The organism is Paraburkholderia sp. SECH4 (assembly GCF_030511745.1).
Lineage (GTDB): Bacteria > Pseudomonadota > Gammaproteobacteria > Burkholderiales > Burkholderiaceae > Paraburkholderia > Paraburkholderia madseniana.
Genome location: NZ_JALOCP010000014.1, coordinates 50,025 through 75,371 on the forward strand (window position 1 = coordinate 50,025; position 25,347 = coordinate 75,371).

At 61.7% G+C, this 25,347-nt stretch carries 20 protein-coding genes and 1 pseudogene; 10 read left to right on the forward strand and 11 right to left on the reverse strand.

From position 1 onward, the window contains the following. Window positions 1-25: 25 nt before the first annotated feature. The gene (locus tag M0D67_RS19965; RefSeq protein WP_266239437.1) at window positions 26-1,543 is read right to left on the reverse strand and encodes a PLP-dependent aminotransferase family protein; all 1,518 of its coding nucleotides are present in this window, start codon (window positions 1,541-1,543) and stop codon (window positions 26-28) included. Between the two features lie 138 nt (window positions 1,544-1,681). On the opposite strand from M0D67_RS19965, the gene M0D67_RS19970 reads away from it, so the two are divergent. Together M0D67_RS19970 and M0D67_RS19975 are read left to right on the forward strand one after the other, a co-directional pair. Next, complete coding sequence (locus tag M0D67_RS19970) at window positions 1,682-2,965, forward strand: 4-aminobutyrate--2-oxoglutarate transaminase (protein WP_266239438.1); 1,284 nt, start codon at window positions 1,682-1,684, stop codon at window positions 2,963-2,965. A gap of 838 nt (window positions 2,966-3,803) precedes the next feature. Further along, on the forward strand, window positions 3,804-5,264 hold the full coding sequence (locus M0D67_RS19975) for an NAD-dependent succinate-semialdehyde dehydrogenase (protein ID WP_266239439.1): 1,461 nt from the start codon (window positions 3,804-3,806) through the stop codon (window positions 5,262-5,264). 47 nt (window positions 5,265-5,311) lie between these two features. Here the strand turns inward: M0D67_RS19975 and M0D67_RS19980 are convergent, their stop codons facing one another. From M0D67_RS19980 to mdlC, 4 genes are all read right to left on the reverse strand, one after another. Continuing rightward, entirely contained in the window at window positions 5,312-6,448 is a 1,137-nt protein-coding gene (locus M0D67_RS19980) for a porin (protein ID WP_266239440.1), read from the reverse strand. A gap of 210 nt (window positions 6,449-6,658) precedes the next feature. Further along, on the reverse strand, window positions 6,659-7,930 hold the full coding sequence (locus tag M0D67_RS19985; RefSeq protein ID WP_266239534.1) for an MFS transporter: 1,272 nt from the start codon (window positions 7,928-7,930) through the stop codon (window positions 6,659-6,661). Between the two features lie 355 nt (window positions 7,931-8,285). Continuing rightward, window positions 8,286-9,737: an aldehyde dehydrogenase gene (locus tag M0D67_RS19990; RefSeq protein WP_266239441.1), complete on the reverse strand. Its 1,452-nt coding sequence runs from the start codon at window positions 9,735-9,737 to the stop codon at window positions 8,286-8,288. Between the two features lie 54 nt (window positions 9,738-9,791). Further along, window positions 9,792-11,411, reverse strand: coding sequence for a benzoylformate decarboxylase (gene mdlC, locus M0D67_RS19995; protein ID WP_266239442.1), 1,620 nt, complete (start codon window positions 11,409-11,411; stop codon window positions 9,792-9,794). Between the two features lie 102 nt (window positions 11,412-11,513). On the opposite strand from mdlC, the gene M0D67_RS20000 reads away from it, so the two are divergent. Further along, window positions 11,514-12,422, forward strand: a complete 909-nt coding sequence (locus M0D67_RS20000; protein ID WP_266239443.1) for a LysR family transcriptional regulator — start codon at window positions 11,514-11,516, stop codon at window positions 12,420-12,422. A gap of 146 nt (window positions 12,423-12,568) precedes the next feature. Here the strand turns inward: M0D67_RS20000 and M0D67_RS20005 are convergent, their stop codons facing one another. Both M0D67_RS20005 and M0D67_RS20010 read right to left on the reverse strand, forming a co-directional pair. Then, window positions 12,569-12,895: a DUF4148 domain-containing protein gene (locus tag M0D67_RS20005; RefSeq protein ID WP_154566036.1), complete on the reverse strand. Its 327-nt coding sequence runs from the start codon at window positions 12,893-12,895 to the stop codon at window positions 12,569-12,571. Window positions 12,896-13,112: 217 nt separating this feature from the next. Beyond that, on the reverse strand, window positions 13,113-14,129 hold the full coding sequence (locus tag M0D67_RS20010; RefSeq protein WP_266239444.1) for a GlxA family transcriptional regulator: 1,017 nt from the start codon (window positions 14,127-14,129) through the stop codon (window positions 13,113-13,115). A 364-nt stretch (window positions 14,130-14,493) separates the two neighbouring features. Between M0D67_RS20010 and choX the strand changes: the two are divergent. From choX to M0D67_RS20035, 5 genes and pseudogenes are all read left to right on the forward strand, one after another. Next, a pseudogene (gene choX / locus M0D67_RS20015) lies at window positions 14,494-15,446 on the forward strand (choline ABC transporter substrate-binding protein). A gap of 71 nt (window positions 15,447-15,517) precedes the next feature. After that, a complete protein-coding gene (locus M0D67_RS20020; RefSeq protein WP_266239445.1) occupies window positions 15,518-16,447 on the forward strand; it encodes a 3-keto-5-aminohexanoate cleavage protein in 930 nt (309 codons plus the stop codon). A gap of 75 nt (window positions 16,448-16,522) precedes the next feature. Continuing rightward, complete coding sequence (locus M0D67_RS20025; protein ID WP_266239446.1) at window positions 16,523-17,488, forward strand: L-carnitine dehydrogenase; 966 nt, start codon at window positions 16,523-16,525, stop codon at window positions 17,486-17,488. 104 nt (window positions 17,489-17,592) lie between these two features. Further along, on the forward strand, window positions 17,593-18,117 hold the full coding sequence (locus M0D67_RS20030; protein ID WP_266239447.1) for a thioesterase family protein: 525 nt from the start codon (window positions 17,593-17,595) through the stop codon (window positions 18,115-18,117). Then, complete coding sequence (locus M0D67_RS20035; protein WP_266239448.1) at window positions 18,110-19,057, forward strand: alpha/beta hydrolase; 948 nt, start codon at window positions 18,110-18,112, stop codon at window positions 19,055-19,057. The genes M0D67_RS20030 and M0D67_RS20035 overlap by 8 nt, the downstream gene beginning before the upstream one ends. Window positions 19,058-19,077: 20 nt before the next feature. Here the strand turns inward: M0D67_RS20035 and M0D67_RS20040 are convergent, their stop codons facing one another. Beyond that, window positions 19,078-19,920 (reverse strand): alpha/beta hydrolase family protein, encoded by an 843-nt coding sequence (locus M0D67_RS20040; protein ID WP_266239449.1) that lies wholly within the window; start codon window positions 19,918-19,920, stop codon window positions 19,078-19,080. Between the two features lie 220 nt (window positions 19,921-20,140). Beyond that, complete coding sequence (locus tag M0D67_RS20045) at window positions 20,141-20,917, reverse strand: NAD(P)H-dependent oxidoreductase (protein ID WP_266239450.1); 777 nt, start codon at window positions 20,915-20,917, stop codon at window positions 20,141-20,143. A gap of 85 nt (window positions 20,918-21,002) precedes the next feature. Here M0D67_RS20045 and M0D67_RS20050 point away from each other — a divergent pair, with 85 nt between their 5' ends. Beyond that, window positions 21,003-21,902 carry a LysR family transcriptional regulator gene (locus tag M0D67_RS20050; protein WP_367892349.1) on the forward strand — a complete coding sequence of 300 codons (900 nt, stop codon included), beginning with the start codon at window positions 21,003-21,005 and terminating at the stop codon, window positions 21,900-21,902. 160 nt (window positions 21,903-22,062) lie between these two features. On the opposite strand, the gene M0D67_RS20055 is transcribed toward M0D67_RS20050, so the two are convergent. Continuing rightward, entirely contained in the window at window positions 22,063-22,944 is an 882-nt protein-coding gene (locus tag M0D67_RS20055) for an aldo/keto reductase family oxidoreductase (RefSeq protein ID WP_266239452.1), read from the reverse strand. Between the two features lie 106 nt (window positions 22,945-23,050). Here M0D67_RS20055 and M0D67_RS20060 point away from each other — a divergent pair, with 106 nt between their 5' ends. Continuing rightward, the gene (locus tag M0D67_RS20060; protein ID WP_266239453.1) at window positions 23,051-23,944 is read left to right on the forward strand and encodes a LysR family transcriptional regulator; all 894 of its coding nucleotides are present in this window, start codon (window positions 23,051-23,053) and stop codon (window positions 23,942-23,944) included. A 145-nt stretch (window positions 23,945-24,089) separates the two neighbouring features. On the opposite strand, the gene M0D67_RS20065 is transcribed toward M0D67_RS20060, so the two are convergent. Continuing rightward, a complete protein-coding gene (locus M0D67_RS20065; protein ID WP_266239454.1) occupies window positions 24,090-25,250 on the reverse strand; it encodes a porin in 1,161 nt (386 codons plus the stop codon). Window positions 25,251-25,347: the final 97 nt, after the last annotated feature.

Genomic DNA, 25,347 nt, shown 5'->3' on the forward strand with positions numbered 1-25,347 from the left:
GCCCTCACCTGCCCTCAAGCCCCGCTCACGCGAACTGCACAAGCGTCGCGTCAATCGCCTCAGCCAGCGTATTGAACGCCGGCGCGATCTCCTCGTCCGGCACACACGCATAGCCGATCAGCAGACCCGACGGCGCCAGCGACGGCTGCGCGTAATACCCTGACAACGGCCGTACGACGATATTGCGCTCCAGCGCCGCCTTAGCCACTGCACGGTCGTCACTGCCTTCAGGCAATTGCATCACTAGATGTAAACCAGCATCGCCGCCCACGGCCGGCAGCGCGTCGCCATAACGGTGCGCTGCAGCATCCAGCAGGGTCTGGCGACGCTGCCCGTAGAGCGTGCGCATCTTGCGGATATGCGACGTGAAATGCCCTTCCGCGATGAACTCCGCGAGCATCGCCTGCTGCAACAACTGCCCTTCCCGGTACAACTCCGCGCTCGCAGTCGCAAAGCTCTCGGCCAGCGCTTCCGGCACGACCAGGTAGCCGATCCGCAACCCAGGGAACAGCGTCTTGCCGAAGCTGCCCACGTAAATCACCTGCCCGGATCTATCCAGACCTTGCAACGATGCGAGCGGCCGGCTGCCGTAACGGTATTCGCTGTCGTAGTCGTCCTCGATGATCCAGCACTGATTCTGCCGCGCGTACTCGAGCAACATGCGGCGCCGCGCGAGGCTCATCACCATGCCCAGCGGATATTGATGCGACGGCGTGACGAGCATCAGCTTCGGCGGCTGCGCGAGATCGTCGGCGGAGGGATTGATGCCCTCTTCGTCGACGGCGATCGGCCGCGATTGCAGACCGGACACGTGCAGCACGCTGCGCACGCCCCAATAGCATGGGTCTTCGGTCCAGATCACATCGCCCGGATCGGATAGCAGGCGCACAGCCAGGTCGACCGACTGGTGGATCCCGGTCGTGACGATGATCTGCTCGGGCGTACAACGTACCGAGCGCGACGTCCGCAAATAGTCCGCCAACGCGTGCCGCAACGAGGCCAGCCCGCCGCCCGGCGCGTAGGTCAGCAAGTCCGGGCGCGGCCGGCGCCAATACTTGTTGTGCAGGCGGCTCCACACGCGCGCCGGAAACTTCGTGACATCCGGCACCCCGGGCATGAACGCGCCCCATTGCCGCTTCGAGACGCCCGCCCCCGAAATCAGCCTCGCGCCACGCGTTGACAACGCGCGGCTGCCCTGCAAAGGCAGCGGCAGAGGCAACGACTCGAGCGGCGCGGCCAGCGCCTCGGCGTCGGGCACGCCGACGATCTCGTCCGGCGCGCTTTCGGCGACGAACGTGCCGCGGCCGGTTGCCGAGTTCACATAGCCTTCGAGCACCAACTGCTCGTACACCTGCGTGACGGTATTGCGCCCGATGCCCAATTCCTGCGCCAATAGACGCGACGACGGCACCCTGCTGCCCGCCGGCAATTCGCGCGACAGGATCGCCTGCTGCAACAGCCGATGCAACTGACGATAGATCGGCTGGCCGTTGCCACGGTCAAGGCGCTGCGCCAGCCAGTCGGACAAAACGCTCGCGCGCATGATTGGCTCCTACATTTTTATTGAAATGGCTCTGAAGTTAAGAGCCAAATCTCATTATAGTCGCTGCATGTGCTGCGCTGAGCGTGCGGCGTCCGTTGGCGGCACCCCCGCAAACACCGAGGAGCGAAGGAGATAACCATGAAGAATGCTGACCTGAAGAGCCGCAAAGACGCCGCCACGCCGCGCGGCGTCGGAGTGATGTGCGATTTCTACGCCGAGCGCGCGGAGAATGCCGAGTTGTGGGACGTCGAAGGCCGCCGTTTCATCGATTTCGCCGCGGGCATTGCGGTGTGCAACACCGGCCACCGTCACCCGAAGATTCTGGCCGCGATCCGCGACCAGCTCGATCATTTCACGCACACCGCGTATCAGATCGTGCCGTACGCGTCGTACGTCGAACTGGCTGAGAAGATCAACGCGCGCGCGCCGGGCGACTACCCGAAGAAAACCGCTTTCTTCACGACGGGCGCCGAAGCCGTTGAAAACGCGATCAAGATTGCGCGTGCTGCGACCGGCCGTCCGGGCGTGATCGCGTTCACCGGCGGTTTCCATGGCCGCACGATGATGGGCATGGCGCTGACCGGCAAGGTTGCGCCGTACAAGATCGGCTTTGGTCCGTTCCCGGCGGACGTGTTCCACGCCCCGTTCCCGAATCCGCTGCATGGCGTGACGACGGCCGACTCGCTGAAGGCGATCGAGTTTCTGTTCAAGGCCGACATCGATCCGAAGCGCGTCGCGGCGATCATTTTCGAACCGGTTCAGGGCGAAGGCGGCTTCTACCCGGCGCCGGCGGAGTTCGTGCGCGCACTGCGCAAGCTGTGCAATGAGCATGGCATTTTGCTGATTGCCGACGAAGTGCAGACGGGTTTTGCCCGTACCGGCAAGTTGTTTGCGATGCATCACTATGACGTGGTGCCTGATCTGATGACGATGGCCAAGAGCCTGGCGGGTGGGATGCCGTTGTCGGGCGTGGTCGGACGTGCTGATTTGATGGACGCTGCGGCGCCTGGCGGTCTGGGTGGCACGTATGCGGGTAATCCGCTGGCGGTTGCGTCCGCGCATGCTGTGCTCGATATCATCGATGAAGAGAAGCTCTGCGAGCGGGCTACCGTTCTGGGCGATCGTGTCAAGGCGAAGCTGATCGCGCTTCAGAGCGAAGTTCCGCAGATCGCCGATGTGCGTGGGCCGGGTGGCATGGTTGCTGTTGAGTTCTGCAAGGCGGGTGGCACGGAGCCGGATGCGGATTTCACCAAGCGGGTGCAGGCTCGGGCGCTTGAGCGCGGGTTGTTGCTGCTGGTTTGTGGTGTTTATTCGAATGTGGTTCGGTTCCTGTTCCCGCTCACTATTCAAGACTCCGTCTTTGATGAGGCTATGGGGATTCTTGAAGCGGTGCTTAAGGAGAGTGTTGCTGTAGCTGTTTGATGGTTTTTTTGCCTGCGCGGCGCGCGGGTGTGTGGACGCGTGCCGCGTTGGGCTTTGCTTTTTTTTTGCCTTTGCGGCGCTTCTTGTCTGTGTTCTTAGGGCTTTGGCCTTTCCTTGAATTGTTAGTGGTCTATTAGCGTTGCCCCTGTGCGGGGCGGCACCTACTTTTCTTTGCATGCCGCAAAGAAAAGTAGGCAAAAGAAAGCGGCTCAAACCGCTAATGCTAAGTGGGCACCGTGGTCTGCTGCGGGTAGTGGTGCATCTGGAATCCGTGTTCTCGCACATTCCGCGCTAGTGACAAAGGAGTCATCAGCTCCCACTCCGCACTGCGTGCGTCGCGGACGGGTCTGCATGGGAAACCAGGGGCTTCGGTTGAGATCTGTGGGGGCCGTCGGCTTCGCCTCGGCGAGGCGCCTCTGCACTCCCTTGGGAACCCCACCTCAAACGATGTGTCGGTGCGATGACGAGCCACGGTCCGGTGGTGAGACGGGAGCGCCAAAACGTAGCGGGTGGTTTGATGAAGTACGCTTCGGCGCGCGCAGCGCCGCCGGAAGTATGACGCCCTTGTCACTGGCGTATGCAGGTGCACGAACACAGATTCCAGATGCACCACTACCCCTGGCAAACTACGGTGCCCACTTAGCAGGAGTGGTTTGAGCCGCTTTCTTTTGCCTACTTTTCTTTGCGGCATGCAAAGAAAAGTAGGTGCCGCCCCGCACAGGGGCAACGCTAATAGACCACTAACAAAACAAGGAAAGGCCAACGCCCCAAGAACACGGACAAAAAGCGCCGCGAAGGCAAAAAACCTTAAATCCAAAACCCCTGGAGCAAACCAAAAATGCCGACGCTAGTCCTAACCGACCCCTCTCTCCTAAAAACAAAAGCCTACATAGCAGGCGAATGGCAATCCGCCGACGACGGCACGACGTTTGAAGTAAAAAACCCCGCCACAGGCGAAACAATCGCCACAGTGCCCCGCATGGGCACACCCGAAACCCGCCGTGCAATCGACACGGCTAACGCCGCCTGGCCAGCATGGCGAGCCACCACCGCCAAACAACGCGCCACGATCCTGCGCAAATGGCATGACCTCATGCTGGAAAACGCCGACGATCTGGCAAAGATCCTCGCCACCGAACAAGGCAAGCCCCTCGCCGAAGCCAAAGGCGAAATCCTCTACGCCGCCTCGTTCCTGGAATGGTTCGCAGAAGAAGGCAAACGCGTCAACGGCGACACCATCCCCACACCGGCAAACGACAAACGCATCGTCGTGACGAAAGAACCGATCGGTGTCTGCGCAGCCATCACGCCGTGGAATTTCCCGGCAGCCATGATCACTCGCAAGGTCGGCCCCGCACTCGCAGCCGGCTGCCCGATCATCGTCAAACCGGCCGAAGCCACGCCGCTCTCCGCACTCGCCCTCGCCGTGCTGGCCGAACGCGCCGGTGTGCCGCGCGGCGTGTTCAATGTCGTCACCGGTGAGCCGAAAGCCATCGGCGCGGAAATGACCGGTAATCCGATCGTGCGCAAACTGTCGTTCACCGGCTCGACGCCGGTCGGCCGTCTGCTCATGGCGCAGTGCGCGCCGACGGTCAAGAAAGTGTCGCTCGAACTCGGTGGCAACGCACCGTTCATCGTCTTCGAAGATGCGGATCTGGATGCGGCCGTCGCGGGCGCCATCGCGTCGAAATATCGCAATAGCGGCCAGACCTGCGTCTGCACGAATCGCTTCTACGTGCACGATAAAGTCTACGACGCATTCGCCGAAAAACTGCGCGTCGCCGTCGAACAACTCAAGGTCGGCCGCGGCACCGAAGACGGCGTCACGCAAGGTCCGCTGATCAACGAAGCCGCCGTGCTCAAGGTCGAATCGCATATCGAAGACGCCCTCGCCAAAGGCGCACGCATCGTCACCGGCGGCAAGCGCCATGCGCTCGGTCATGGCTTCTTCGAACCGACCGTGCTCGCGGATGTCACGCCGGCCATGAAGGTCGCTCGCGACGAAACCTTCGGCCCGCTCGCGCCGCTGTTCCGCTTCTCGTCGGATGAAGAAGTGATCCGCCTCGCCAACGATACGGAATTCGGCCTCGCGTCGTACTTCTATAGTCGCGATATCGGCCGCGTGTGGCGTGTCGCCGAAGCGCTCGAATATGGCATGGTGGGTATCAACACCGGCCTGATTTCGAACGAAGTCGCGCCGTTCGGTGGCGTCAAGCAATCCGGTCTCGGCCGCGAGGGCTCGCATTACGGTATCGACGACTACGTCGTCATCAAGTACATGTGCGTCGGCGGGATCTAAAGCAACAACGGCCAAGTCGGATCATCTGACGTGGCCGTTTAAATCTCTCAGAACGAATGACGAATGCCGGCCATCACACCGAGTTGCCCGATGCCTGGCGCCGGCGTCGTGCCTCCGCCACCCTGGCTCACCGTATAAGCGGCATGCGGACTGTTGAACAGATACGCCCCTTGCAGGTAAACCGCGGAACGCTTCGACAACAGATATGTGGTGCGTAGCGCGGCGATTGTGCCGCGGGTGTCGTCGGCACGATTGATGATGCGGTACACGCCGCCGTCGAGAATGAATGCAGGCGTCACGTTATAGGCCGCAGTCACGTAGTACAGATTCGAGCGCACATCCGGCAACGCCGGCGACACCGTCTCGACGTGACGGCCAAGCCAACCCGCCCCGAGTTTTACCGGGCCGATGTGTCCGTAGCCGTTCAACTGCATCCGCACGTCCTTGTCGCCAGGTTGTGTCAGCGCAAAAGGCGCCGTGCCGTCGAACAGATTCGCGGCCGCGCCCGGGCCGCCGCGTTGTTCGTCGTAGGCGCCCGCCACGCCGTAGCCGTTCATGTCGTAGCGCAGCATCGTCGACCATTCGCGGCAACTCTGCGAACTGCCCGGAATCGACCCCACACAGGTGCCCTGCCCCGGCGAATTGCCGGTACCCGCTGAATCGCGGCCGAACGAATAGGTCGCGCCGAACGTGAAGCCCGAGAACGTGCCTTTATACGCAATCGTGTTGTCGCTGCGTGCGCTCGGCATGTACTGATCGAACGAACCCGTGCCACCGTATATATCAGGGCCGAGCAGATCGGAATCGAGTATCGCCCAATAGGTCATCGTGTACTGCCGGCCGAAAGTCAACGTACCGTATGGACTCTCGAGACCCACAAAGGCTTGCCGTCCAAACAACCGGCCACCCTGATTGAGCGTGCCGGCTTTGGTATTAAAGCCGCTTTCCAGTACGAAGACCGCGGACAACCCGCCGCCCAATCCCTCCTTGCCGCGAATCCCCCAGCGCGACGGAAATTCGCCGGTGATGCCCGGCATCCGCACGACGCTATCGCCCGCTGCGTTTGCATGCGTCACCAGTTCGATGCCGGTATCGATGATTCCGTACAACGTCACGCTGCTCTGCGCGAACGACGATGCGCTGATACCGAGCAACATACTGCCCAAAGCGAGTTTGTATTTCATTATCTCCGAGTCTCCTGGACTAGTGCTTTGTGTGAGCGCACACCAATCCGTATGCGGCCCGCACGCAGCGTTTTTATGTAGCGATACTAATGACAGACGTGACGATACCGACCGCTATTCAAGCCGTCCGATACGCTAAAGATTGACCGCTTCAGATAGCGGCGATCCGCGTGTCACACCCGGTCGCCGCGATTCAGGACATTGCGTCCTTCAACCGCCCGGCTTCGGAATATGACGTTTGACCACCATCAGCGCGACCATCACGATCACCATCGCGATGCCGAGCATCCACAGGTATGACGATGCACCGCCCGCCGTAATCACCACCGCACCCGCGAAAGCACTGGCAATCGCGCCGAGCCGGCCGAACGCGAGCGCCGAGGCGGTACCGGTTGCGCGCACACGCGTCGGATAGACATAAGCGCACAACGCAAACATCGTCGACTGGACCGCGTTGACAAACAGGCCGTGTACGCCAAGACCGAATATCAGCAAGCCGGTGTGGTCGGAGATGTTCACACCGAGCAGCAGCAACGCGCTCGCCGCGCCACCCGCGCTGCAGATAATCAACGGCCAGCGCGAACCGGTACGGGCGATCACCACCGCGCACAGCAACGCGCCGACCACACCGCCGAGGTTGTATGCGGTGAGCCCCGACCCCGCCACCGACACCGACAAGCCCTGCGTGCTCAGCATCGTCGGCAGCCAACTGAAGGCGCTATAGACGGCCAGCAGGCACAGGCAGAACGCGCACCAGATCGCCACCGTATCGAGCGCGAGGCCCTCGCGGAACAACGCTGTAAAACCCGTATGTTTTTCAACAGCCTGTTCGCGCGAGTCGGTAAACACGCAGCCGCTGGCCACCGGACGCGACATCCGGCCAAGCAGGCGTTTGAGTTCCGGCCAGCGCCGCGGGTGCCGGGCGAGAAAGCGCGGCGATTCGGGCAATGTGAAGAACAACAACACGCTGAGCGCGAGAGGCAGCACACCGCCGATCATGAACAAGCCGCGCCATCCGTACGTCGGCAGAATTTCATGCGCGAACAATCCCGCCACCATGCCGCCGAGCGGCACGCAGACTATCGTCGCGGTGACCGCCAAGGTGCGGCGGCGAGCCGGCGTGAACTCCGCGGTCATGGTCGTCGAGCTCGGCAACGCGCCGCCGATGCCGAGACCGGCAATAAAGCGCAGCACGGCAATCGTCACGATGTCGGGCGCGAAGCTGATGCCGCAGGTGGCGGCGCCGAACACCAGCACGCTGCCGATCACCGCCCAGCGGCGGCCGAAGCGATCGGCCAGCAGCCCGGCGCACGCGCTGCCTATACCCATGCCGATCAATCCGGCCGCGACCACCGGTGCAAAAGCCGCGCGCGTGACGCCCCATTCCTTTATCAGCACGGGAATCGCAAAGCCGATCAACTGGCTGTCGAAGCCGTCCAGAACGATCGACAAGGCCGCGAGAAACACCACGATCTTCTGCATCGTGGTGTAAGGACCTTCGTCGAGCGTGCGGCCGATATCGACGGCATAGCGCCCCTCCTCGACTCCCGCCTGATGGCCGGCAAGTGGCGCATTGGCCTCGCCGGTTGCCGCACTGGCCGAGCCGGCCGGCGGTACATAACTGGTCATGAAGCTGTCTCCTGGTTTGTGTGCGCGATCTGGGCGCCGCGCTTTTGAGGTCACGTTTTTTAGTCAGTATGTGAGTGAGCGAACGGCTTTTGACATTGCCGTTTCGCGCAAAAGCCATGACATGTATGCATGGCTTTCACGACGCTACGTATCGCTGCGGAGAAACTGCGCGCAGCGATACGCAGCGGCTACAACGGCACTCCGCCCTTCAGAACGGGTAATGACGCGGCGTGGTCTGCACCGTAATCCAGCGCAAATCCGTAAACTCAGCGATCCCCGCCTGCCCACCGAAGCGTCCAAAGCCGCTGCCTTTCACGCCGCCGAACGGCATTTGCGCTTCGTCGTGAACAGTCGGCCCGTTGACATGGCAGATCCCCGATTCGATGCGCCGCGCGACATTCATCGCGCGCGCGATATCGCGGCTGAACACTGCCGACGAAAGCCCATACTCGTTGTCGTTCGCACAGGCCACGGCTTCGTCTTCGCCGTTGACGCGCACAATGCCCTTAACCGGTCCGAACGATTCGTCGCCATAGATACGCATGGCGGGTGTGACGTGGTCGAGCAGCGTGGCGGGCATCAAAGTGCTGTCCGCCTTGCCGCCGCAGACGAGCGTGGCGCCTTTGGCCAGCGCGTCGTCGATCAGCGCATTGCAGCGTTCCACCGTGCTCATGTCGACGACCGATCCCAATACCACCGGCCCTTTGCGTGGATCGCCGAGCGGCAGGCCGCGCGCTTTCTGCGCGAGCTTTGCAACGAACTGGTCAGCGATCCGTTCGTCGACGATGATCCGTTCCGTCGACATGCAGATCTGCCCCGAGTTGGCGAACGCGCCGAACGCAGCGGCGTTGACGGCTGCATCGAGATCCGCGTCGTCGAGCACGATCAACGGCGCTTTTCCGCCGAGTTCCAGCACCGACGGCTTGAGATAGCGCGCACACGTCGCCGCGATAATCTTGCCCACATGCGTGGAGCCGGTGAAATTGACACGCCGGACTTTCGGATGCGCGATCAGCGCCTCGACGACCGCGCCAGCATCGGCCGGCGCATTGGTGACGAAGTTCACCACGCCCTTCGGCAAGCCCGCTTCCTGCAGCACTTCGATAATCAGTCCGTGTGTGCCGGGGCAGATTTCCGAACCCTTCAGCACGACCGTATTGCCGCATGCGAGTGGCAACGCGATCGCACGCACGGCGAGGATCACCGGTGCGTTCCACGGCGCGATGCCCAGCACGACGCCGGCCGGCTGACGCACGCCCATCGCGAGGCTGCCGGGCACGTCGGACGGGATCAACTCGCCGCCGATCTGCGTAGTAAGTGCTGCCGCTTCCATCAATCCGCCGGCAGCGAGATGCACATTGAAGCCGGCCCACATTGCCGACGCGCCGGTCTCCGCTGCCATCACCGCGGCGAACGCCTCGCTGCGCGCTTCCAACGCATGCGCGGCCTTCATCAGCAGCGCGCGACGCTCGCTCGGCCCCAGCGCGGACCATGCCGGAAACGCCGCTGCCGCGGCATCGGCGGCGGCTACCGCGTCGGCAACCGTCGCCGCGGGAGCACGCGTCGCGACTTCGCCATCGAGCGGATTGCGGCGCTCGAAGGTGGCGCCGTTGCTCGCTTGCACGGCTGCGCCGTTGATCAGCATCGAAATACTCTGCATCGTCCTGTCTCCTGCGGAAAGTTTTATGAATGCGGGCGCGACGCTCGCCTGAGCTCAAGCCACGACGACTTCGACCAGCATCGGCCCCGATGATGCCAACGCGTCGCGCAACACGTCATGCAAGCGTTCGGCGTCGGTCACGCGCGAGCCCTGGCAACCCATGCCTGCAGCAAGTGCCACGAAGTCGAGCCCGGGCAGATCGGTGCCTTGCACCGGATCGCTCGGACCAAAGCCGAATTCCGGGGCAAAATCCTGCAACGCGGCATAGCGTGAATTGTTCAGGATCACGAATGTGATCGGCAATTTCATCTGCACGGCGCTATAGATGGCCTGGATCGAATACATGCTGGAGCCGTCGCCGATCAGGCCGATCACGCGTGTGCCGGGCTTCGCCAACGCCACGCCGACAGCAGCCGGCATGCCGAAGCCCAGGCCGCCGCTGTCCATCGTGTAGAAGGTGCCGCTGCGTGTGAACGGCAGATAGTTCTGCATGACCGGCCGCGAACTCGGCGCCTCCTCGACCACGATGTCGTCCGCTTGGCGCACTTCGGCGAGGGTCTGCAAGGCGAACGCCACCGACATTAACGGAGACGGCTCTGCGCGCGGCGATGCGGCGCGCGGCGCGGGCAAAGAGCGCGTCTTCGGCGCGGGCCGCGTCAGCAGATCGGTCACGCCGAGGCGAATATTGCCGACCACCGCGGTGCCGGTCGGCGCCCACGCCGCAATGGCCGGATCGTCGATCAACTGGCACAGCGTTGCACCGGCAGGCAGATGCGGGCCGTGACCTTCGACGTGATACGTGAAGGCCGGTGCGCCGATTACGAAGATCAGGTCATGGCCGCCGAGCAGCTCGACGATCTTCTCGCACATCGCCGGCAAGAAACCGGCGAACAGGCGGTGGTCTTCGGGGAACGCGCAGCGGCCCGTCATCGGCGCGACGAACACGCGGGCGTTGTGGCGTTCGGCAAGACGCACGACTTCGTCCCAGCCGCCAGCGCGGTCGACAGCGCCGCCCACCACAAACGCCGGCCGTTCACAGGCATCGAGCGCCGCGCCGATCTGCGCCAGCACGAACGGCTCCGGCCGCGTCTCGGTACTCACTACGCGTGCCGGCACCGGCTCCGCGGCGCGGTCCCAATCGTCGACGGGAATCGACACCAGCACCGGCCCGCGCGGCTCCTGCATCGCCACGTGATAGGCGCGCGCGATCGCCAGCGGCACGTCTTCGGCGCGTGCCGGTTCGATGCTCCATTTGACGTACGGTTTCGGCAATTCGGTGGCTTGCGCCGACGCGAGGAACGGGTCGAACGGCAGAATCGAACGGGCCTGCTGCCCGGCGGTAATCACGATCGGCGTGCGATTGCGGAACGCGGTGAAGATGTTGCCCATCGCATTGCCCACGCCCGCCGCCGAGTGCAGATTGACAAACGAAGCGTTGCGGGTGGCCTGCGCGTAACCGTCGGCCATGCCGACCACGACTGCTTCCTGCAAACCCAGCACGTAACGGAAATCTTGCGGGAAATCGCGGAACAACGGCAATTCCGTCGACCCCGGATTGGCGAACACCGAAGTCATGCCGAGGCGCCGCATGAGATCGATGACGGCGTGGCGCACGGTGAAGGGTTCGTGTTGAGAAGATCCCGATGCGTCTGAACGGGGCGCGTTGCTGGTCATCCATGTCTCCTAGTGATGAGCGCCGTTTCTTGAAGGCTCATTATCGGAAGCTCGAGGTTGATTGAAAATTGCCTTTTTTGAGAAAAGGCATTACTTTTGCGCATGACTTTCAATCTTCAGCAACTGCACGCGTTTGCAACCATCGTCGCGAGCGGCAGCCTGGGCCGTGCCGCGGAGGTGCTGCACGTCACGCAGCCCGCGCTGAGCCGCACCATCAAACGGCTCGAGGATCAGGTCGGCGCACCGCTGTTCGAACGGCACTCGAAGGGTATGCAGCTTACTGCGATCGGCAGCGCGCTGCTGCCGCACGCCACGCTGCTGCAACGCGAAGCCGATCACGCGCGCGAGGAAATCGACGCGATGCGCGGCCTCGCGAAAGGGACGATTCGCGTCGGCGCTGTGGCGAGCATCGCGACGCTCGTGCTGCCGCTCGCGGTGAGCGGCGTGCTCGCGCGCTGGCCAAATCTGCGTGTGGAGATCATGGAGGGGGTATGGGACCGGCTTGCTGACAGTCTGATGAAACACGAGATCGATCTCGCGCTCAGCATGGCGGTGCCCGACACGGATGAGATTACGGCGATTGCCGATTGCAGATGGGAAGACGCGAGCTATGTGGTCGCCGCGCTCGATCATCCGCTGCGAGGCAAAACGGACTTATCGCTTGCTGACACACTCGATCAGCAGTGGTGTGTGCCGCCTCGTGGGACGGGTCCGTTCGAGCATATGCAGCATGTGTTTGCCGAACATGGGCTCGGCATGCCGCAGATTGCCGTCGAGACGCGCTCGATCACGGTGCTGAAAAGCCTGGTAACGCGTGCAGGATTTCTAAGCTGGATGGCGACGCCAATGTACGACACCGAAAGCGCGGCCGGCGTGTTCGATACGCTGCCGATTCCTGGTCTGGTCGCGCGCCGTACGTTGACGGCGTTCCGGCGCCGTCAGGGGATTCTGCCGAGTCCGGCGGTGAAGCTGCTGGAGCAACTCAGGCAGTTGACTGCCGTTCAGGGCTAAGTGCCCGCATGAGGCCAGGAGCGCCGAAGGCCTCATTCAACGCTCAATAGCACAGCGGCCCCGCTTTCACATTCAAGTGAAAGCGGGGCCGCTGTCAATCGCGGTCAATCAAGCCGGTGCGAGACTACTGCTCGCGCCACCGCCTATTAATGACCGACGTTGACAACCGGAGCCGAATACGAGCTCGGCGTCGTTTCGGTGCGGCTGCCTGCTTGCGACGAGCCGTTCGTTGCCGTTCCATAACCGCTGGTTTGGGCGACGCCGTTTTGTGCTGCGACGCGGGCTTCAGCAGCCTGAATGTTCGCCGGGTAGTCATCCGCATTCGACAAAGCCGGGTTGTAACCCGCTTTTTCCAGTTGCACCAGCTCCGCACGCACTTGGGCGCGGGTCACCGGCTGATTGGATTGAGCAAAAGCAGCGAGCGGCGCAGTAATGAGAGCGGCGATAACAACAGCTTCGATCAGGGATTTCATGACGACTACCTCCAGAGATTGTTTTTTGCGGCGCTGCAAACGTGTTTGTTTGCAGCCAGTGACGACAGTCTAGGAGGCAGCAGATATAGGGTAAACCCCTAATAAACGAATTCACTGTTGCTAGAAACGGCACAATTGCCGTGAACGCTTGTTGAAATATGAGTCATCAAGCCGGCAAATCAGGCTCCCAATGTTTGAGGCTTCGCGCGCAACGAAGTCAGCTTTCCGACAATGCGGGAGTCGATGCCTGGGTTGCCTCACTTGATGACAACACCGCGCTACCATTTCTGCCGCCCGTCACCTGCCGGTCGCTTCTCGGGCTCACGCCGAACCGCGCGCGATACGTCCGCGAAAAATGCGAGGGCGACTCGAATCCGCATGCGACGCAAATCGATGTGATCGACATGTCCGTCTGCTGCAGCAACTCGCGCGCACGGGTGAGGCGCAGTTGCAGATAGAAATGCGTCGGCGTGTCCTTCAGCGACGCACAGAACAACCGCTCCAGTTGCCGCCGCGTCACGCTGATTTCCTCTGCGAGCTGGTCGGGCGTCAGCGGCTCTTCCATATGCTGTTCCATTGCGCCGATCACCTGAATCAGCTTGCGGTTGTGCACGCCGTAACGCGCCGCAATTTCCATCCGCTGATGGTCCGAACGCTGCCGGATCCGGCTCACGACAAACTGTTCCGACACCGCCGAGGCCAACGCTGCGCCGTGCTTGCGGCCGATCAGGTCGAGCATCATGTCGATCGACGCCGTGCCGCCCGCACAGGTAATACGCCGCGCACCGATTTCAAACAGCTCCTGACTTGCGTTCAGCGACGGATAGCGCTCGCTGAACGCCGACAACGCTTCCCAATGTACGGTCACGCTGTCCGAGCCGCTCAGGAGCCCGGCTTCCGCAAGGATGAAGCTGCCCGTGTCGATGCCACCAAGCGTCGCGCCCGCGCGCTCGAGCCGCTTCAGGCAATCGCCGAGCACGCGCGTATAGCAGGCGAGCGGCTCGAAGCCCGCGACGACGAATACCGTCTGCGCCTCATGGACATCGGCGATTGCCGCTTCTGCATTGATCGAAATACCGTTGCTGGCCGCGACCGGCGCCCCGTCGAGACTCAGAATGCGCCAGCGGTAGAGATTGCCGCGAAAGCGGTTCGCCACGCGCAAAGGCTCGACCGCCGACATGAAGCCGATCGCCGAAAAGCCAGGCAGCAGCAGGAACGACATATCTTCGGGCATCGTGCAGATGACTCGATCAGGGACACAGAGGGACACAAGCCGCAAGAGAACGCGGGGTTCCGGGCGAGCGTAGCAAGCAGCGCGCAAGCCGGCAAGGCGCACCAAAATTCAATGCTGCAAATCGATGCTGCACCGCAATGACGAACGATGCTGGTTTTCCCTCGTTGTCGCGTGGGAGCAAGAACGGGTCGCTGGCGGTCGCTTTGGCAGGAATATGGGGCATTAACGTTACGTCACTCGTGCAACTCAAGCCCTGCTCAAGCATGGCTCGAGCCGTATCGCGCAGGTCCGGGGGCCGCTCGGTTTTTTTCTCGCCGCGGCCATTTCGTAACACGCTGTTCAACGTGTCCGAAGGGGGAACGTCATGAAGTTACGCGTCAAAGCCTTGCTTGCCCATCTTGCCTGTCTGGCGGCTGTCGTCGCTGCGTCGCCTGCACTCGCACAGGATCCCGCCACCTGCCGCGCGGTGCATTTTGCCGACATCGGCTGGACAGACATCACGTCGACCACGGCGCTCGCCTCGACCGTATTCGAGGGACTCGGCTATCAGCCTGTGACGACCGTCGCGTCGGTGCCGATTTCGTTCGCGGGCCTGAAGAGCAAACAGCTCGACGTATCGCTCGGCTACTGGTGGCCGGTGCAGGAGAAAGCGATTACGCCGTTCATCGATTCGAAATCGATTCAGGTGCTGCAACCGCCTAACCTGACTGGCGCTAAAGCGACCTTCGCCGTGCCGAGTTACGAATACGACGCCGGCCTGAAGACCTTCGCCGACATCGCCAAACATCGCGATCAGCTCGACGGCAAGATCTATGGCATCGAACCCGGCAGCAGCGCGAACGCCGCGATTCAGAAAATGATCGCCAGCAATCAGTTCGGCCTCGGCGATTTCAAGCTGATCGAATCGAGTGAAGCGGGCATGCTGGTTTCGGTGGATCGCGCCATTCGCTCGAAGAAATGGGTGGTGTTTCTCGGCTGGGAACCGCATCCGATGAATATCCAGATCGATATGAAATACCTCACCGGCAGCGATGGCGTATTCGGTCCGAACGATGGCGAAGCACGCGTTTATACGCTGACGTCCCCCGACTTCCTGACGCGTTGCCCGAACGCCGGCAAGCTCGTGAGGGGTGTGGGGGGGGGGGGGGGGGGGGGGGGGGGGGGGGGGGGGGGGGGGGGGGGGGGGGGGAGCCTGCCGATGCCGCCAAAGCGTATCTGAAGAAGAACCCGCAAGTACTGGATGCGTGGCTCGCAGGCGTGAAGACATATGACGGTAAAGACGGTTTGCCGGCGGTGAAAGCCTATCTCGGGCTTTAACGGGGCCGCCTTAACCCAGTCCGATTTGCATCCATCCAGTCGCGCATTTCAATCCACAGGAACTAGCACGCATGAATCATGAAGTCATCGTGACCTGCGCGGTCACCGGCGCGGGCGATACGGTCGGCAAGCATCCGGCCATCCCCGTCACGCCGAAGCAGATTGCAGAAGCCGCTATCGAAGCCGCAAAAGCCGGCGCCACCGTCGCGCATTGCCACGTGCGCGATCCGAAAACCGGCCGCGGCAGCCGCGATCCGCAGTTGTATCGCGAAGTTGTCGACCGGATCCGTTCGTCAGGCACCGACGTGATTATCAATCTGACGGCGGGCATGGGCGGCGATCTCGAGATCGGTCCCGGCGAAGATCCGATGCGCTTCGGCGCGGGAACCGACCTCGTCGGCGGCTTGACGCGCCTTGCGCACGTCGAGGAACTGCTGCCGGAAATCTGCACACTCGATTGCGGCACGCTCAATTTCGGCGACGGCGACTACATCTACGTGTCGACGCCCGCCCAATTGCGGGCCGGCGCGCAGCGTATCCAGGAACTCGGCGTAAAGCCGGAGCTGGAGATCTTCGATACCGGGCATCTGTGGTTCGCAAAACAATTGCTCAAGGAAGGTTTGCTCGACGCGCCGCCGCTGTTCCAGATCTGCCTCGGCATTCCATGGGGCGCTCCCGCCGATACCACGACGATGAAAGCGATGGCGGACAGCCTTCCGCCTGGCGCGCAATGGGCCGGCTTCGGCATCGGCCGCATGCAGATGCCGATGGTCGCGCAGGCGATGCTCCTCGGCGGCCAGGTACGTGTCGGCCTCGAAGACAACATCTGGCTCGACAAAGGTGTGCATGCAACAAACGGCACGCTGGTGCAACGCGCGGTCGAGATCATCGAACGGCTCGGCGGGCGCGCGCTGACACCCGCGGAAGGCCGCCGCAAACTCGGCTTGCCCGCGCGTGGCGAGCGGCAGTTGGAGCGGCGCGTGGCCGGGCAGTACGCGTGAAGATGTCGCGTACCCATTGCGCTTCATATAGCGCGCTGCGGAACCTAAAACTCATAGGCAAAGGAAACATCAGCAATGGCAGTGATCGTCGATATCAAAACATTTGCGGCAATCGGCGCGGGCGTGATCGGCAGCGGTTGGGTCGCGCGCGCGCTCGCGCACGGACTTGACGTCGTCGCGTGGGATCCCGCTCCCGGCGCGGAGAAACAATTGCGCGAGAACATCGCGAATGCTTGGCCAGCCTTGGAGCGCGTCGGCCTCGCCGAGGGTGCAACGCCCGACCGGTTGCGTTTCGTCGATACGATTGAAGCCTGTGTCGAACAGGCAGACTTCATTCAGGAAAGCGCGCCCGAACGCGAAGAACTGAAGCTCGCCTTGCACGAGCAGATCAGTCGTGCGGCGAAGCCTGATGCGATCATCGCCTCATCCACTTCCGGCCTGCTGCCGAGCGATTTCTACGCACGAGCGGTGAATCCGCAGCGTTGCATCGTCGGGCACCCGTTCAATCCGGTGTATCTGCTGCCGCTCGTCGAAGTGCTTGGCGGCGAACGTACCGCACCGGCAACCATCGACGCCGCGATGCAGGTTTATCGTTCGCTGTCGATGCGCCCGCTTCTCGTACGCAAGGAAGTGCCCGGCTTTATCGCCGACCGCTTGCTCGAAGCGCTGTGGCGCGAGGCGCTGCATCTGGTCAACGAAGGCGTGGCCACCACGGGCGAAATCGACGATGCGATCCGCTTCGGCGCGGGCATCCGCTGGTCTTTCATGGGCACGTTCCTGACCTACACCCTGGCGGGCGGCGATGCGGGTATGCGCCACTTCATGCAGCAGTTTGGACCCGCGTTGGAGCTGCCGTGGACTAAACTGGTAGCGCCGCAGCTCACCGACGAATTGATCGACCGGGTGGTGGACGGAACATCCAAACAGGTTGGGCAGCGCTCGATCAAGCAGCTTGAGCGCTATCGGGACGATTGCATTACGAGTGTCCTGGCGGCGATTGGAGAAGCCAAGGCGCGGCACGGCATGCTTCCTGCGGAGTGATACTGTGTGCCGGAAGACGCCCCGCCCCGCTCTGGCGGGACACGTTGGCGGCACAAGATCGCTGCGGCCCGCACCGTCCATAGGGATAAAGGAACCGATTGCATATGTCTACGCCGCACCATGCTTCACTGCCCTGCTATCGCGACGTCGTGCGCGCCGAGTGGGTCGACTACAACGGCCATTTGCGCGACGCCTTCTACATGCTGATTTTCAGCTTCGCGACTGATGCGTTGATTGATGTAATCGGGCTGCCTGATTCGGTGCGCAAGGAACGTGGCCGCTCGATCTATACGCTCGAAGCGCATATCAACTACCTGCATGAAATCAAGGAGGGTGTGCAGGTTCGCGTCGATATGCGCGTGCTTGGGCATGATGCGAAGCGGCTGCATCTGTACCTCGAAATGTTCGCTGATGAGGGCATTGAACCGGTGGCCGCAGGCGAACAGATGCTGCTGCATGTGGATACCGGCGGACCACGCGCTGTTGCCTTCGACCCGGATGTCGAGGCGCGCGTGCGGGCGTTGGCAGAAGCGCATACTGGGTTGCCGACGGCCAGGTTTGCAGGCCGCGTGATCGGCTTGCCTGTCAGGACGCCGCGTATGAGTAGCGAGGGGAATGAGCATGCTTGAGCCCGAGATCGCTGCGTTCATCGAACGGACCGCCGCCATCTATGCGGGGCATTCGACTTCATTGCCGCCGAGCGAACAGCGCGCGATTTACGATCGCTATGCGGCGGCACTCACGCCGCCTTTGCCAGCCGATGTGATAACCGAAGACGCTGTGTTTCAGGCGAGCGCCGGGCATCTGATCAGGTTGCGGCTCTATCGAAATCGTAGAAAGGCGAGCGGGACACCCGTCGGCACCGTGTTGTACTTTCACGGTGGCGGCTTCGTGCTCGGCTCGCTAGATAGTCACGAGATCGTAACCGCACGAATTGCCGCGGATACCGGACTCGATGTAATTGCGGTCGACTACCGGCTGGCTCCCGAACACCGCGCTCCGGCAGCGCATGAGGATTGCCTGGAGATTACGCTCGCCGCACTGGCCGGCCAGTTGCCGTTCGATTCGCTCTCAGGTGGCGCACTGCAGTTAGCGGGTGACAGTGCCGGCGCCACGCTTGCTACCAGCGTCGCGATGCGGTTGCGCGATGACGGTCTACAAGGCGTGCGCGGACTTGCGCTGGTCTATCCAATGCTCGGCACCGAGCCGCAAATGCCCGCGCGCGAAAGCGAAGCGCACGCGCCGATGCTCACGCTTGCCGATGTCCATGCGTTTCGCGATCTGTATTGGGGCGAACGGCCGCCCTATCCTGCGTGGACGATACCGCTCGATGCGACGCGCTTCGACCGACTCCCGCCGACACTTGCCGTAGGTGTTGAACACGATCCGTTGCGGGACGACGCGAGGGTGTTTGTCGACCGCGTTAATGCGGCCGGCGGACACGCCCGGTTGTGGATTGGAACCGGACTCGTGCATGGGTGCTGGCGTGCGCTCGAATCGAGTCCCGGCGTAAAGGCAATGCATCACACCGTCTGCCAGTTTCTAAGCGAGCATTCAGGCATGCAGTGATGGCTCAAGCCATGCACGCGTCACGTCTGTGCCGCTCCGCCACTCCGCTTGAATGAACTGGCAAAGAACAGCACCTGGTACTGCACCGCATTCGCCCAATACTTCCACGTATGCCCGCCAGGCCGCTCCGCGTAATCATGCGGTACGCCCAACTCGACGAGCCGCGCGTGCAGCATCCGGTTCGACTGGACAAGCGAATCGTTCACCCCGCAATCGATCGTCAGCGCAATATGCGCATTTCCCAGACTACGGGCGTTCTCGACAATCGCCTCGTTGTTCCAGAAGTCGGCGTGGCGAGTCGGATCACCAAATACCTGATCGATCCCGGGCTCATCCTCACACCCGCGCGGATCGACCGCTCCGCTAATACTTCCTGCCGCGCCGAATTCGTCCGGCCGATCTAGCGCGATATGCAGCGCCCCGAACCCGCCCATGCTCAACCCCGTAATCGCGCGCGCCTGGCGTGTCGCAATCGTGCGGAAATGCGTGTCGATATATCCGACGACTTCTGTACCTACATAGGTTGCGTAACGGCTGCGCGGATCTACAGGGCTGTCGATATACCAGCTCTCGTGACCGCCGTCCGGCATGACGAGGATCACGTGATAGCGGTCGGCCAGTTTGCCGATGTGCGAATTCGTCGTCCAGTCGGTGTAGTCGCCGCCCGAGCCGTGCAGCAAATAGACGACGGGAAAGCGATCGGCCGCTTTGCCGTGCGTGTATTGGTCAGGCAGCACCACAGTCGCCTCAAACGACCTATGCATGGCCGCGCTGGGAATGGTGACGACCCTGGACTGGAACGCCCAGACCGGGTTCGTAAAAAGCAGCGTCAGAATGAGCCAGAACGCACGATTCATTTTCATGGTTTGTCGCTCTCCCCCTTTCTATGTGTCCAAAGAACACTGTCTGGCATCTAGCGGCAAAATTCTGTCAACGACTCTAACAACGGCGACTTACAACCAAATTTCAGCGAAGCATACGGTCTCGTCAGCTTGGCGCCATTCCAAGCGAGTTGGAACGGCCCAATCCGAACGTCTATTTAACAATTACGCCCTGCTCACGAATGTGGGGAACGCAACGCATCTATTCAATGTGTGCTGAAAAACCAACCTGATCCGTAGCAACATCCGGCCGCAACGTAAGCGCCGGGATGTCGTATGCGCCAGCGTTCTGCGGGCGAAACGGTATCGGCGCAGTCTTCCAGAGGTCATCGAGACGTTGCCCGAGTTCGTCACGGACTTCTGAAAATCGTGCTTCGTCAATCCGGCTTGTCCGATGAATCACGAACGGTGGCAACACGTCGAAACCAGGGTAATACAGAATGCCGTGCTGGATGGGGAACAAGACATCGTCGATCGGCCCGTTGATACCGCGCGGGCTGTAATGTGACTCCCAGCCACCAGTTGTCACGACCAGCATTGCCCGCTTGCCCGCCATGTTGCCTTCCCCGTAACGGTCGCCCCAGCGCGCGTCGGAGTGCTCCCCGACTCCATACGCGAAGCCATATGCATAGACGCGTTCCACCCAACCTTTCAGGATCGCAGGCATCGAGAACCACCACAGCGGAAACTGCAGAATCACCGCATCCGCCCACTTCAGCTTCTCCTGTTCGAGTGCGATGTCCTGACTTTGCCGTCCGTCTTTGAAAGCACGCTTCGAATCGAGAGAGGCATCGAAACGCGCGCCCGGTTGCCTGTCCAGGCTGTCGTTTGCATCGAGCGATGCTTTCCAGTTCATCGCATACAGATCGGATACCTGGACAACGTGGCCGGCATCCTCGAGACGCTTGACCGAAAAGTCCTTAAGGGACCCGTTCAATGACCGGGGTTCCGGATGTGCATAGACGAGAAGAACATTCATGACCTGACCTCCTTTGCGAGAAAGCGTCACGATAGGTCTCATGCCGGTATATTGGAAATGAATAACCAACATGTCAGGTATTGCCATGAATAATCTCAGAAGGCTGGATCTCAACCTGCTGGTGACACTCGATGTCCTGTTGTCGGAGCACAATGTGACCCGTGCAGCCGAACGCCTGAACTTCTCTCAGCCTTCGGTGAGCGTGCATCTCGCCAAGCTGCGGGATATCTTCGGCGACCCGCTGTTGCTGCCTGGGCCCCGAGGCATGCGCCCCACCTCGAGAGCCGAAGAATTGCGCGAACCATTGCGCCAGGCGCTCGATGCACTTGAGCACGCGGTGTCGCCGGCCAGCCCGTTTAATCCTGCCGAAGCGAGTCATACGTGGCGCGTTGCCGCGACCGACTATGCCGAATCGACGATCCTGCTGCCCGTCCTGTCCAGCTTGCGCACGGCAGCGCCCGGCGCCCGGCTCGCGATCGTGGAAGCTGTTCCGCCACGCATCGCCAAGCAGGCGGAACAGGGAGACATCGATCTGGCATTCCATACCAGCGAAGGCGCGCCGCCGGGATTGCGCGGGCGGCTACTTTTCAAGGAGCGGTATGTGCTGGCAGGCCGCGCGGATCATCCGCGCCTGAAGCGCCGGCCAACGCTTGCGCAGTTCTGCAAACTGGAGCACGTGATCGTGTCGCCGGATGGTGGCGGGTTTAGCGGCGTCACGGATGAGGCACTGGCTGCGGTGGGTCTCACGCGCAGGGTTGTGCTTTCGGTTCCGCACTTCCTGTTTGTGATGTCAGCCTTGGCGAGCACGGACCTCGTGGCGATGGTGCCGGCGCGATTGGTGCGCGGCAATGGCGCGCTCAGAGTCGTCGAGGCGCCGGTTGAAGTGCCGGGCTATGAAATGGCGATGCTCTGGCACGAGCGCTCTCATCGAGACCCGGCGCACCAATGGTTGCGGGAATGCATCGTGGACGCGGTGGCGACTTGAACGCCTGTGCATGTGCCGTGGCCTAGGTCGGTGCCAACGCAATGAGTGGTTGAAAAGGCCGTGCTGGTCGATGCGCTGCGCTACCGGGCGGGTCCATCCGCGCAAGGACATCGATAGCATCGACCCGAAGCCGATCGTGCGCGCAATCCAATAAGTGCGATTACGCCTTCTCATTCCTGCCGCCAATTGCGTCCAGTTCAGCGCGCACCTCGTCGGTCAATCTCAAGTGTGCTGCCTGCATGTTTTCCCGCAGATGCCCGAGCGACGAAGTACCCGGAATCAGCAGGATGTTGGGCGCGCGATGCAGGAGCCAGGCGAGCGCCACCTGCATCGGCGTCGCGCCGATCGTTTGCGCGATCGTGGAAAGCGCTGACGACTGAATCGGTGTGAATCCGCCAAGCGGGAAGAACGGTACGTATGCGATGCCCTTCGCCGCCAGTTCATCGACCAGCGCATCGTCTTCCCGGTGAACCAGGTTGTAGTGATTCTGTACGCAGACAATCTCCGCGATGCCCTGTGCCTCGGCAACCTGGGCCGCGGTTGCGTTGCTCAAGCCGATATGGCGAACCAGCCCTCGCTGTTGAAGTTCGGCAAGCGCCACGACCTGCTTTTCAATCGACCCTTCGGACGGGGCATGCACGTCGCCCATGATTCGCATATTGACGACGTCGAGTGCGTCGACACCGAGATTGCGAAGGTTGTCGTGGACGCCGCGCTCGATATCTTCCGGCTCGAGCGCCGCCAACCACGAACCGTCGCTGCCACGAACCGCGCCAACCTTCGTGACGATCATGAGGTCGTCCGGATACGGATGCAGTGCTTCGCGAATCAACTGGTTGGTGATGTGGGGCCCGTAGAAGTCGCTCGTATCGATGTGATTGACGCCCGACGCCACCGCTTGGCGCAGCACGGCGATCGCCGCGTCGCGATCTTTCGGCGGTCCGAATACGCCGGGTCCGGCCAGTTGCATGGCGCCGTAGCCCATGCGTTGCACAGGGTGGCCAGCCAGCGGGAATGTGTCCACAGGGGTGAAGTTCGACATAGCGCGCTCCTTGAGGTGAGGGTTTGAGCAGCAGTATGACGAGGATTGCGTTGTTCGATAATCCGGCCTAAATTGCACGGGTTGTTAAACATTCTGAACAATGGCCATGGAATTCAACGATCTTGCCGCCTTCGTATCAGTCGCGCGCGCCGGCGGCTTTCGCGACGCCGCGCGCATCAGCGGCGTCTCCGCCTCCAGTCTCAGCATTGCCGTGCGCCGTCTCGAATCGAAGCTGGGTATGCGCCTGCTCAACCGAACCACACGCAGCGTGGCCCCGACCGAAGCCGGATTGCGTCTGATCGAAAAGCTAACGCCGTTGTTCAGCGAAATGGAAGCCGCGCTGGACGTCCTGAACCGCTTCAGGGACAAGCCGAGCGGCACGCTCAAACTCAACGTGCCGTCGAGCGCCGCACGCATCGTGTTGCCGACCGTCATTCCCCAGTTCCTGAAGGCCTATCCCGACATACGCGTGGAGGTTGTGGTGGAGGACGGCTTCGTCGATGTGCTGTCGATCGGTTGCGATGCGGGCATTCGCTACGACGAGCGGCTCGAGCAGGACATGATCGCGATGCCAATCGGTCCGCGTGTGCAGCGCTTCGCTACCGCCGCGACGCCGGGCTATCTCGACACGCATGGCAGACCCGAGCATCCGCGCGACCTGCTCGCTCATGCATGCTTGCGTGGCCAGTTTGCCGGCGGCGCTACGCCGACCTGGTATTTCGAGCGCGACGGCGAGGTAGTGCAGTTGAATCCGTCGGGACCGCTCCTCGTCAGACCCGGCGCGGCAATCGACCTTGCAGTCAGTACTGCTGTCGCAGGCGTGGGGGTGATTCACCTGTTCGAGGACATGCTGCGCCCGCATCTCGATAGCGGGGCATTGGAGCCGATTCTGGAGCCGTGGTGGCAACGCTTTTCAGGGCCGTTTCTTTACTATCCGGGCCGGCGTCACTTGCCGGCGCCGTTGCGCGCATTTGTCGATTTCCTGAAGGCGGGTGCTTAGCGCGAGCGTTTTAACTGCGCCTTATATTGGCTCGACTGTTGCCAGACCACCGTGAAGACCACCCTACTCGTGAAACTCTCAGTGTCGACGGACACCTGCCAAGGTGCAGGCATCCGTCATAACGGGTCGCGTGACGCGAGGCCGATCAGAATGCGTGACGCATCCCCACCGTGACGGCCACTTGCGTATTCGACGACGAAGGCGAGAGCGTGTTGATCATGGCATGCGAGAGCACGGAATCAGCCGGTGCGCCGTGCACGTTCTGATAGACGCCTTCAAGATAGAAGTCGGTGCGCTTGCTGATCGAATAGTCGGCCTGAAGCATCCCCGTATTCCATCCCGGCGACGAGCCGTTATACGCACCATGGGTGTAGGTATACGCGCCCGACAAAGTCAACGCAGGCGTGAGCGCGTACTTGACGTTCGCTTCGTAGTTGTCGAGGCGCAGCGAGCCACTCAGGGTTCCGGCAGAAGCGTCGTTCGCACCGAGGTAAGTGCCGGTTCCGAACGAGAAGACGCCCGACGCGTTGTCCAATTGCGTATGGCTCCAGACCAGGCCAACGGTAGCCGGTCCGAACGTGTAGTTACCACCAAGCGACCAGATACGCTGGCGTTGCGCAAGGAAGTTCGCGCTGGTGTCGCCCGTGGTAACGGCGCCGCCTGCGCTGCCTGCGTTGTTCAATTGCAGGTATCCCGCAGCAAGATTGACGGGCCCTTGCGTATAGGAAACACCGAAGCCGTATGAACGGTTGTTCGCGAAGCTGCCTGCCTTATTGCTGAAGGCATACATCGTTTCGAACGTGACGCCGCTGAACGTCGGGCTCGTGTACTTGACCGTGTTGTTGAAAACGACCGAATTGCCGGCAAGGTTATCGTTTTCGAACGGATGCGCAGCCATGTTGCCGCCCCACGTATTGAACTCCGCCGTGAGCGGACCGACGAGGTCGTTCATCACGTCAAACTGGCGGCCGAACGTCACCGTACCGTATGGATCGCTTTGCAAGCCGACCCACGCCTGAGAGCCGAAACCATCGCCGGAGAAAGCCTGGGCGCCGTTATTCAAAAGGAATCCCTGCTCCAGCTTGAAGACCGCATGCAAGCCGCCACCGAGATCTTCCGAACCCTTGAGGCCGAAGACCGTGTTTTGCGTCGAACTGGTTACTTCCTGCCAGTTGCTATGTCCGCCCTGATTGTTCGTGTAGATCAATCCTGCGTCAATGAGACCATAGAGCGTCACGCTGCTTTGCGCATGCGCCGAAATAGCAAAGGCGCCGGAAAGCGCGACCACGAGTAGAGACTTTTTCATACCTGTTGGCTCCGTGATTTAGCGGTGATGGACGTAATCAATTGTGTGCGTTCGACTCCCACTGGCTAGCGCGTTGGTCGCCAACAGGGTCTACGAA

Excerpts from the sequence above, each read along its gene's own strand:
- M0D67_RS19965 (WP_266239437.1), bottom strand. The coding sequence starts at position 1,543 with ATGCGCGCGAGCGTTTTGTCCGACTGGCTGGCGCAGCGCCTTGACCGT.
- M0D67_RS19970 (WP_266239438.1), top strand. The coding sequence starts at position 1,682 with ATGAAGAATGCTGACCTGAAGAGCCGCAAAGACGCCGCCACGCCGCGC.
- M0D67_RS19975 (WP_266239439.1), top strand. The coding sequence starts at position 3,804 with ATGCCGACGCTAGTCCTAACCGACCCCTCTCTCCTAAAAACAAAAGCC.
- M0D67_RS19980 (WP_266239440.1), bottom strand. The coding sequence starts at position 6,448 with ATGAAATACAAACTCGCTTTGGGCAGTATGTTGCTCGGTATCAGCGCA.
- M0D67_RS19985 (WP_266239534.1), bottom strand. The coding sequence starts at position 7,930 with ATGCAGAAGATCGTGGTGTTTCTCGCGGCCTTGTCGATCGTTCTGGAC.
- M0D67_RS19990 (WP_266239441.1), bottom strand. The coding sequence starts at position 9,737 with ATGCAGAGTATTTCGATGCTGATCAACGGCGCAGCCGTGCAAGCGAGC.
- mdlC (WP_266239442.1), bottom strand. The coding sequence starts at position 11,411 with ATGACCAGCAACGCGCCCCGTTCAGACGCATCGGGATCTTCTCAACAC.
- M0D67_RS20000 (WP_266239443.1), top strand. The coding sequence starts at position 11,514 with ATGACTTTCAATCTTCAGCAACTGCACGCGTTTGCAACCATCGTCGCG.
- M0D67_RS20005 (WP_154566036.1), bottom strand. The coding sequence starts at position 12,895 with ATGAAATCCCTGATCGAAGCTGTTGTTATCGCCGCTCTCATTACTGCG.
- M0D67_RS20010 (WP_266239444.1), bottom strand. The coding sequence starts at position 14,129 with ATGCCCGAAGATATGTCGTTCCTGCTGCTGCCTGGCTTTTCGGCGATC.
- M0D67_RS20020 (WP_266239445.1), top strand. The coding sequence starts at position 15,518 with ATGAATCATGAAGTCATCGTGACCTGCGCGGTCACCGGCGCGGGCGAT.
- M0D67_RS20025 (WP_266239446.1), top strand. The coding sequence starts at position 16,523 with ATGGCAGTGATCGTCGATATCAAAACATTTGCGGCAATCGGCGCGGGC.
- M0D67_RS20030 (WP_266239447.1), top strand. The coding sequence starts at position 17,593 with ATGTCTACGCCGCACCATGCTTCACTGCCCTGCTATCGCGACGTCGTG.
- M0D67_RS20035 (WP_266239448.1), top strand. The coding sequence starts at position 18,110 with ATGCTTGAGCCCGAGATCGCTGCGTTCATCGAACGGACCGCCGCCATC.
- M0D67_RS20040 (WP_266239449.1), bottom strand. The coding sequence starts at position 19,920 with ATGAAAATGAATCGTGCGTTCTGGCTCATTCTGACGCTGCTTTTTACG.
- M0D67_RS20045 (WP_266239450.1), bottom strand. The coding sequence starts at position 20,917 with ATGAATGTTCTTCTCGTCTATGCACATCCGGAACCCCGGTCATTGAAC.
- M0D67_RS20050 (WP_367892349.1), top strand. The coding sequence starts at position 21,003 with ATGAATAATCTCAGAAGGCTGGATCTCAACCTGCTGGTGACACTCGAT.
- M0D67_RS20055 (WP_266239452.1), bottom strand. The coding sequence starts at position 22,944 with ATGTCGAACTTCACCCCTGTGGACACATTCCCGCTGGCTGGCCACCCT.
- M0D67_RS20060 (WP_266239453.1), top strand. The coding sequence starts at position 23,051 with ATGGAATTCAACGATCTTGCCGCCTTCGTATCAGTCGCGCGCGCCGGC.
- M0D67_RS20065 (WP_266239454.1), bottom strand. The coding sequence starts at position 25,250 with ATGAAAAAGTCTCTACTCGTGGTCGCGCTTTCCGGCGCCTTTGCTATT.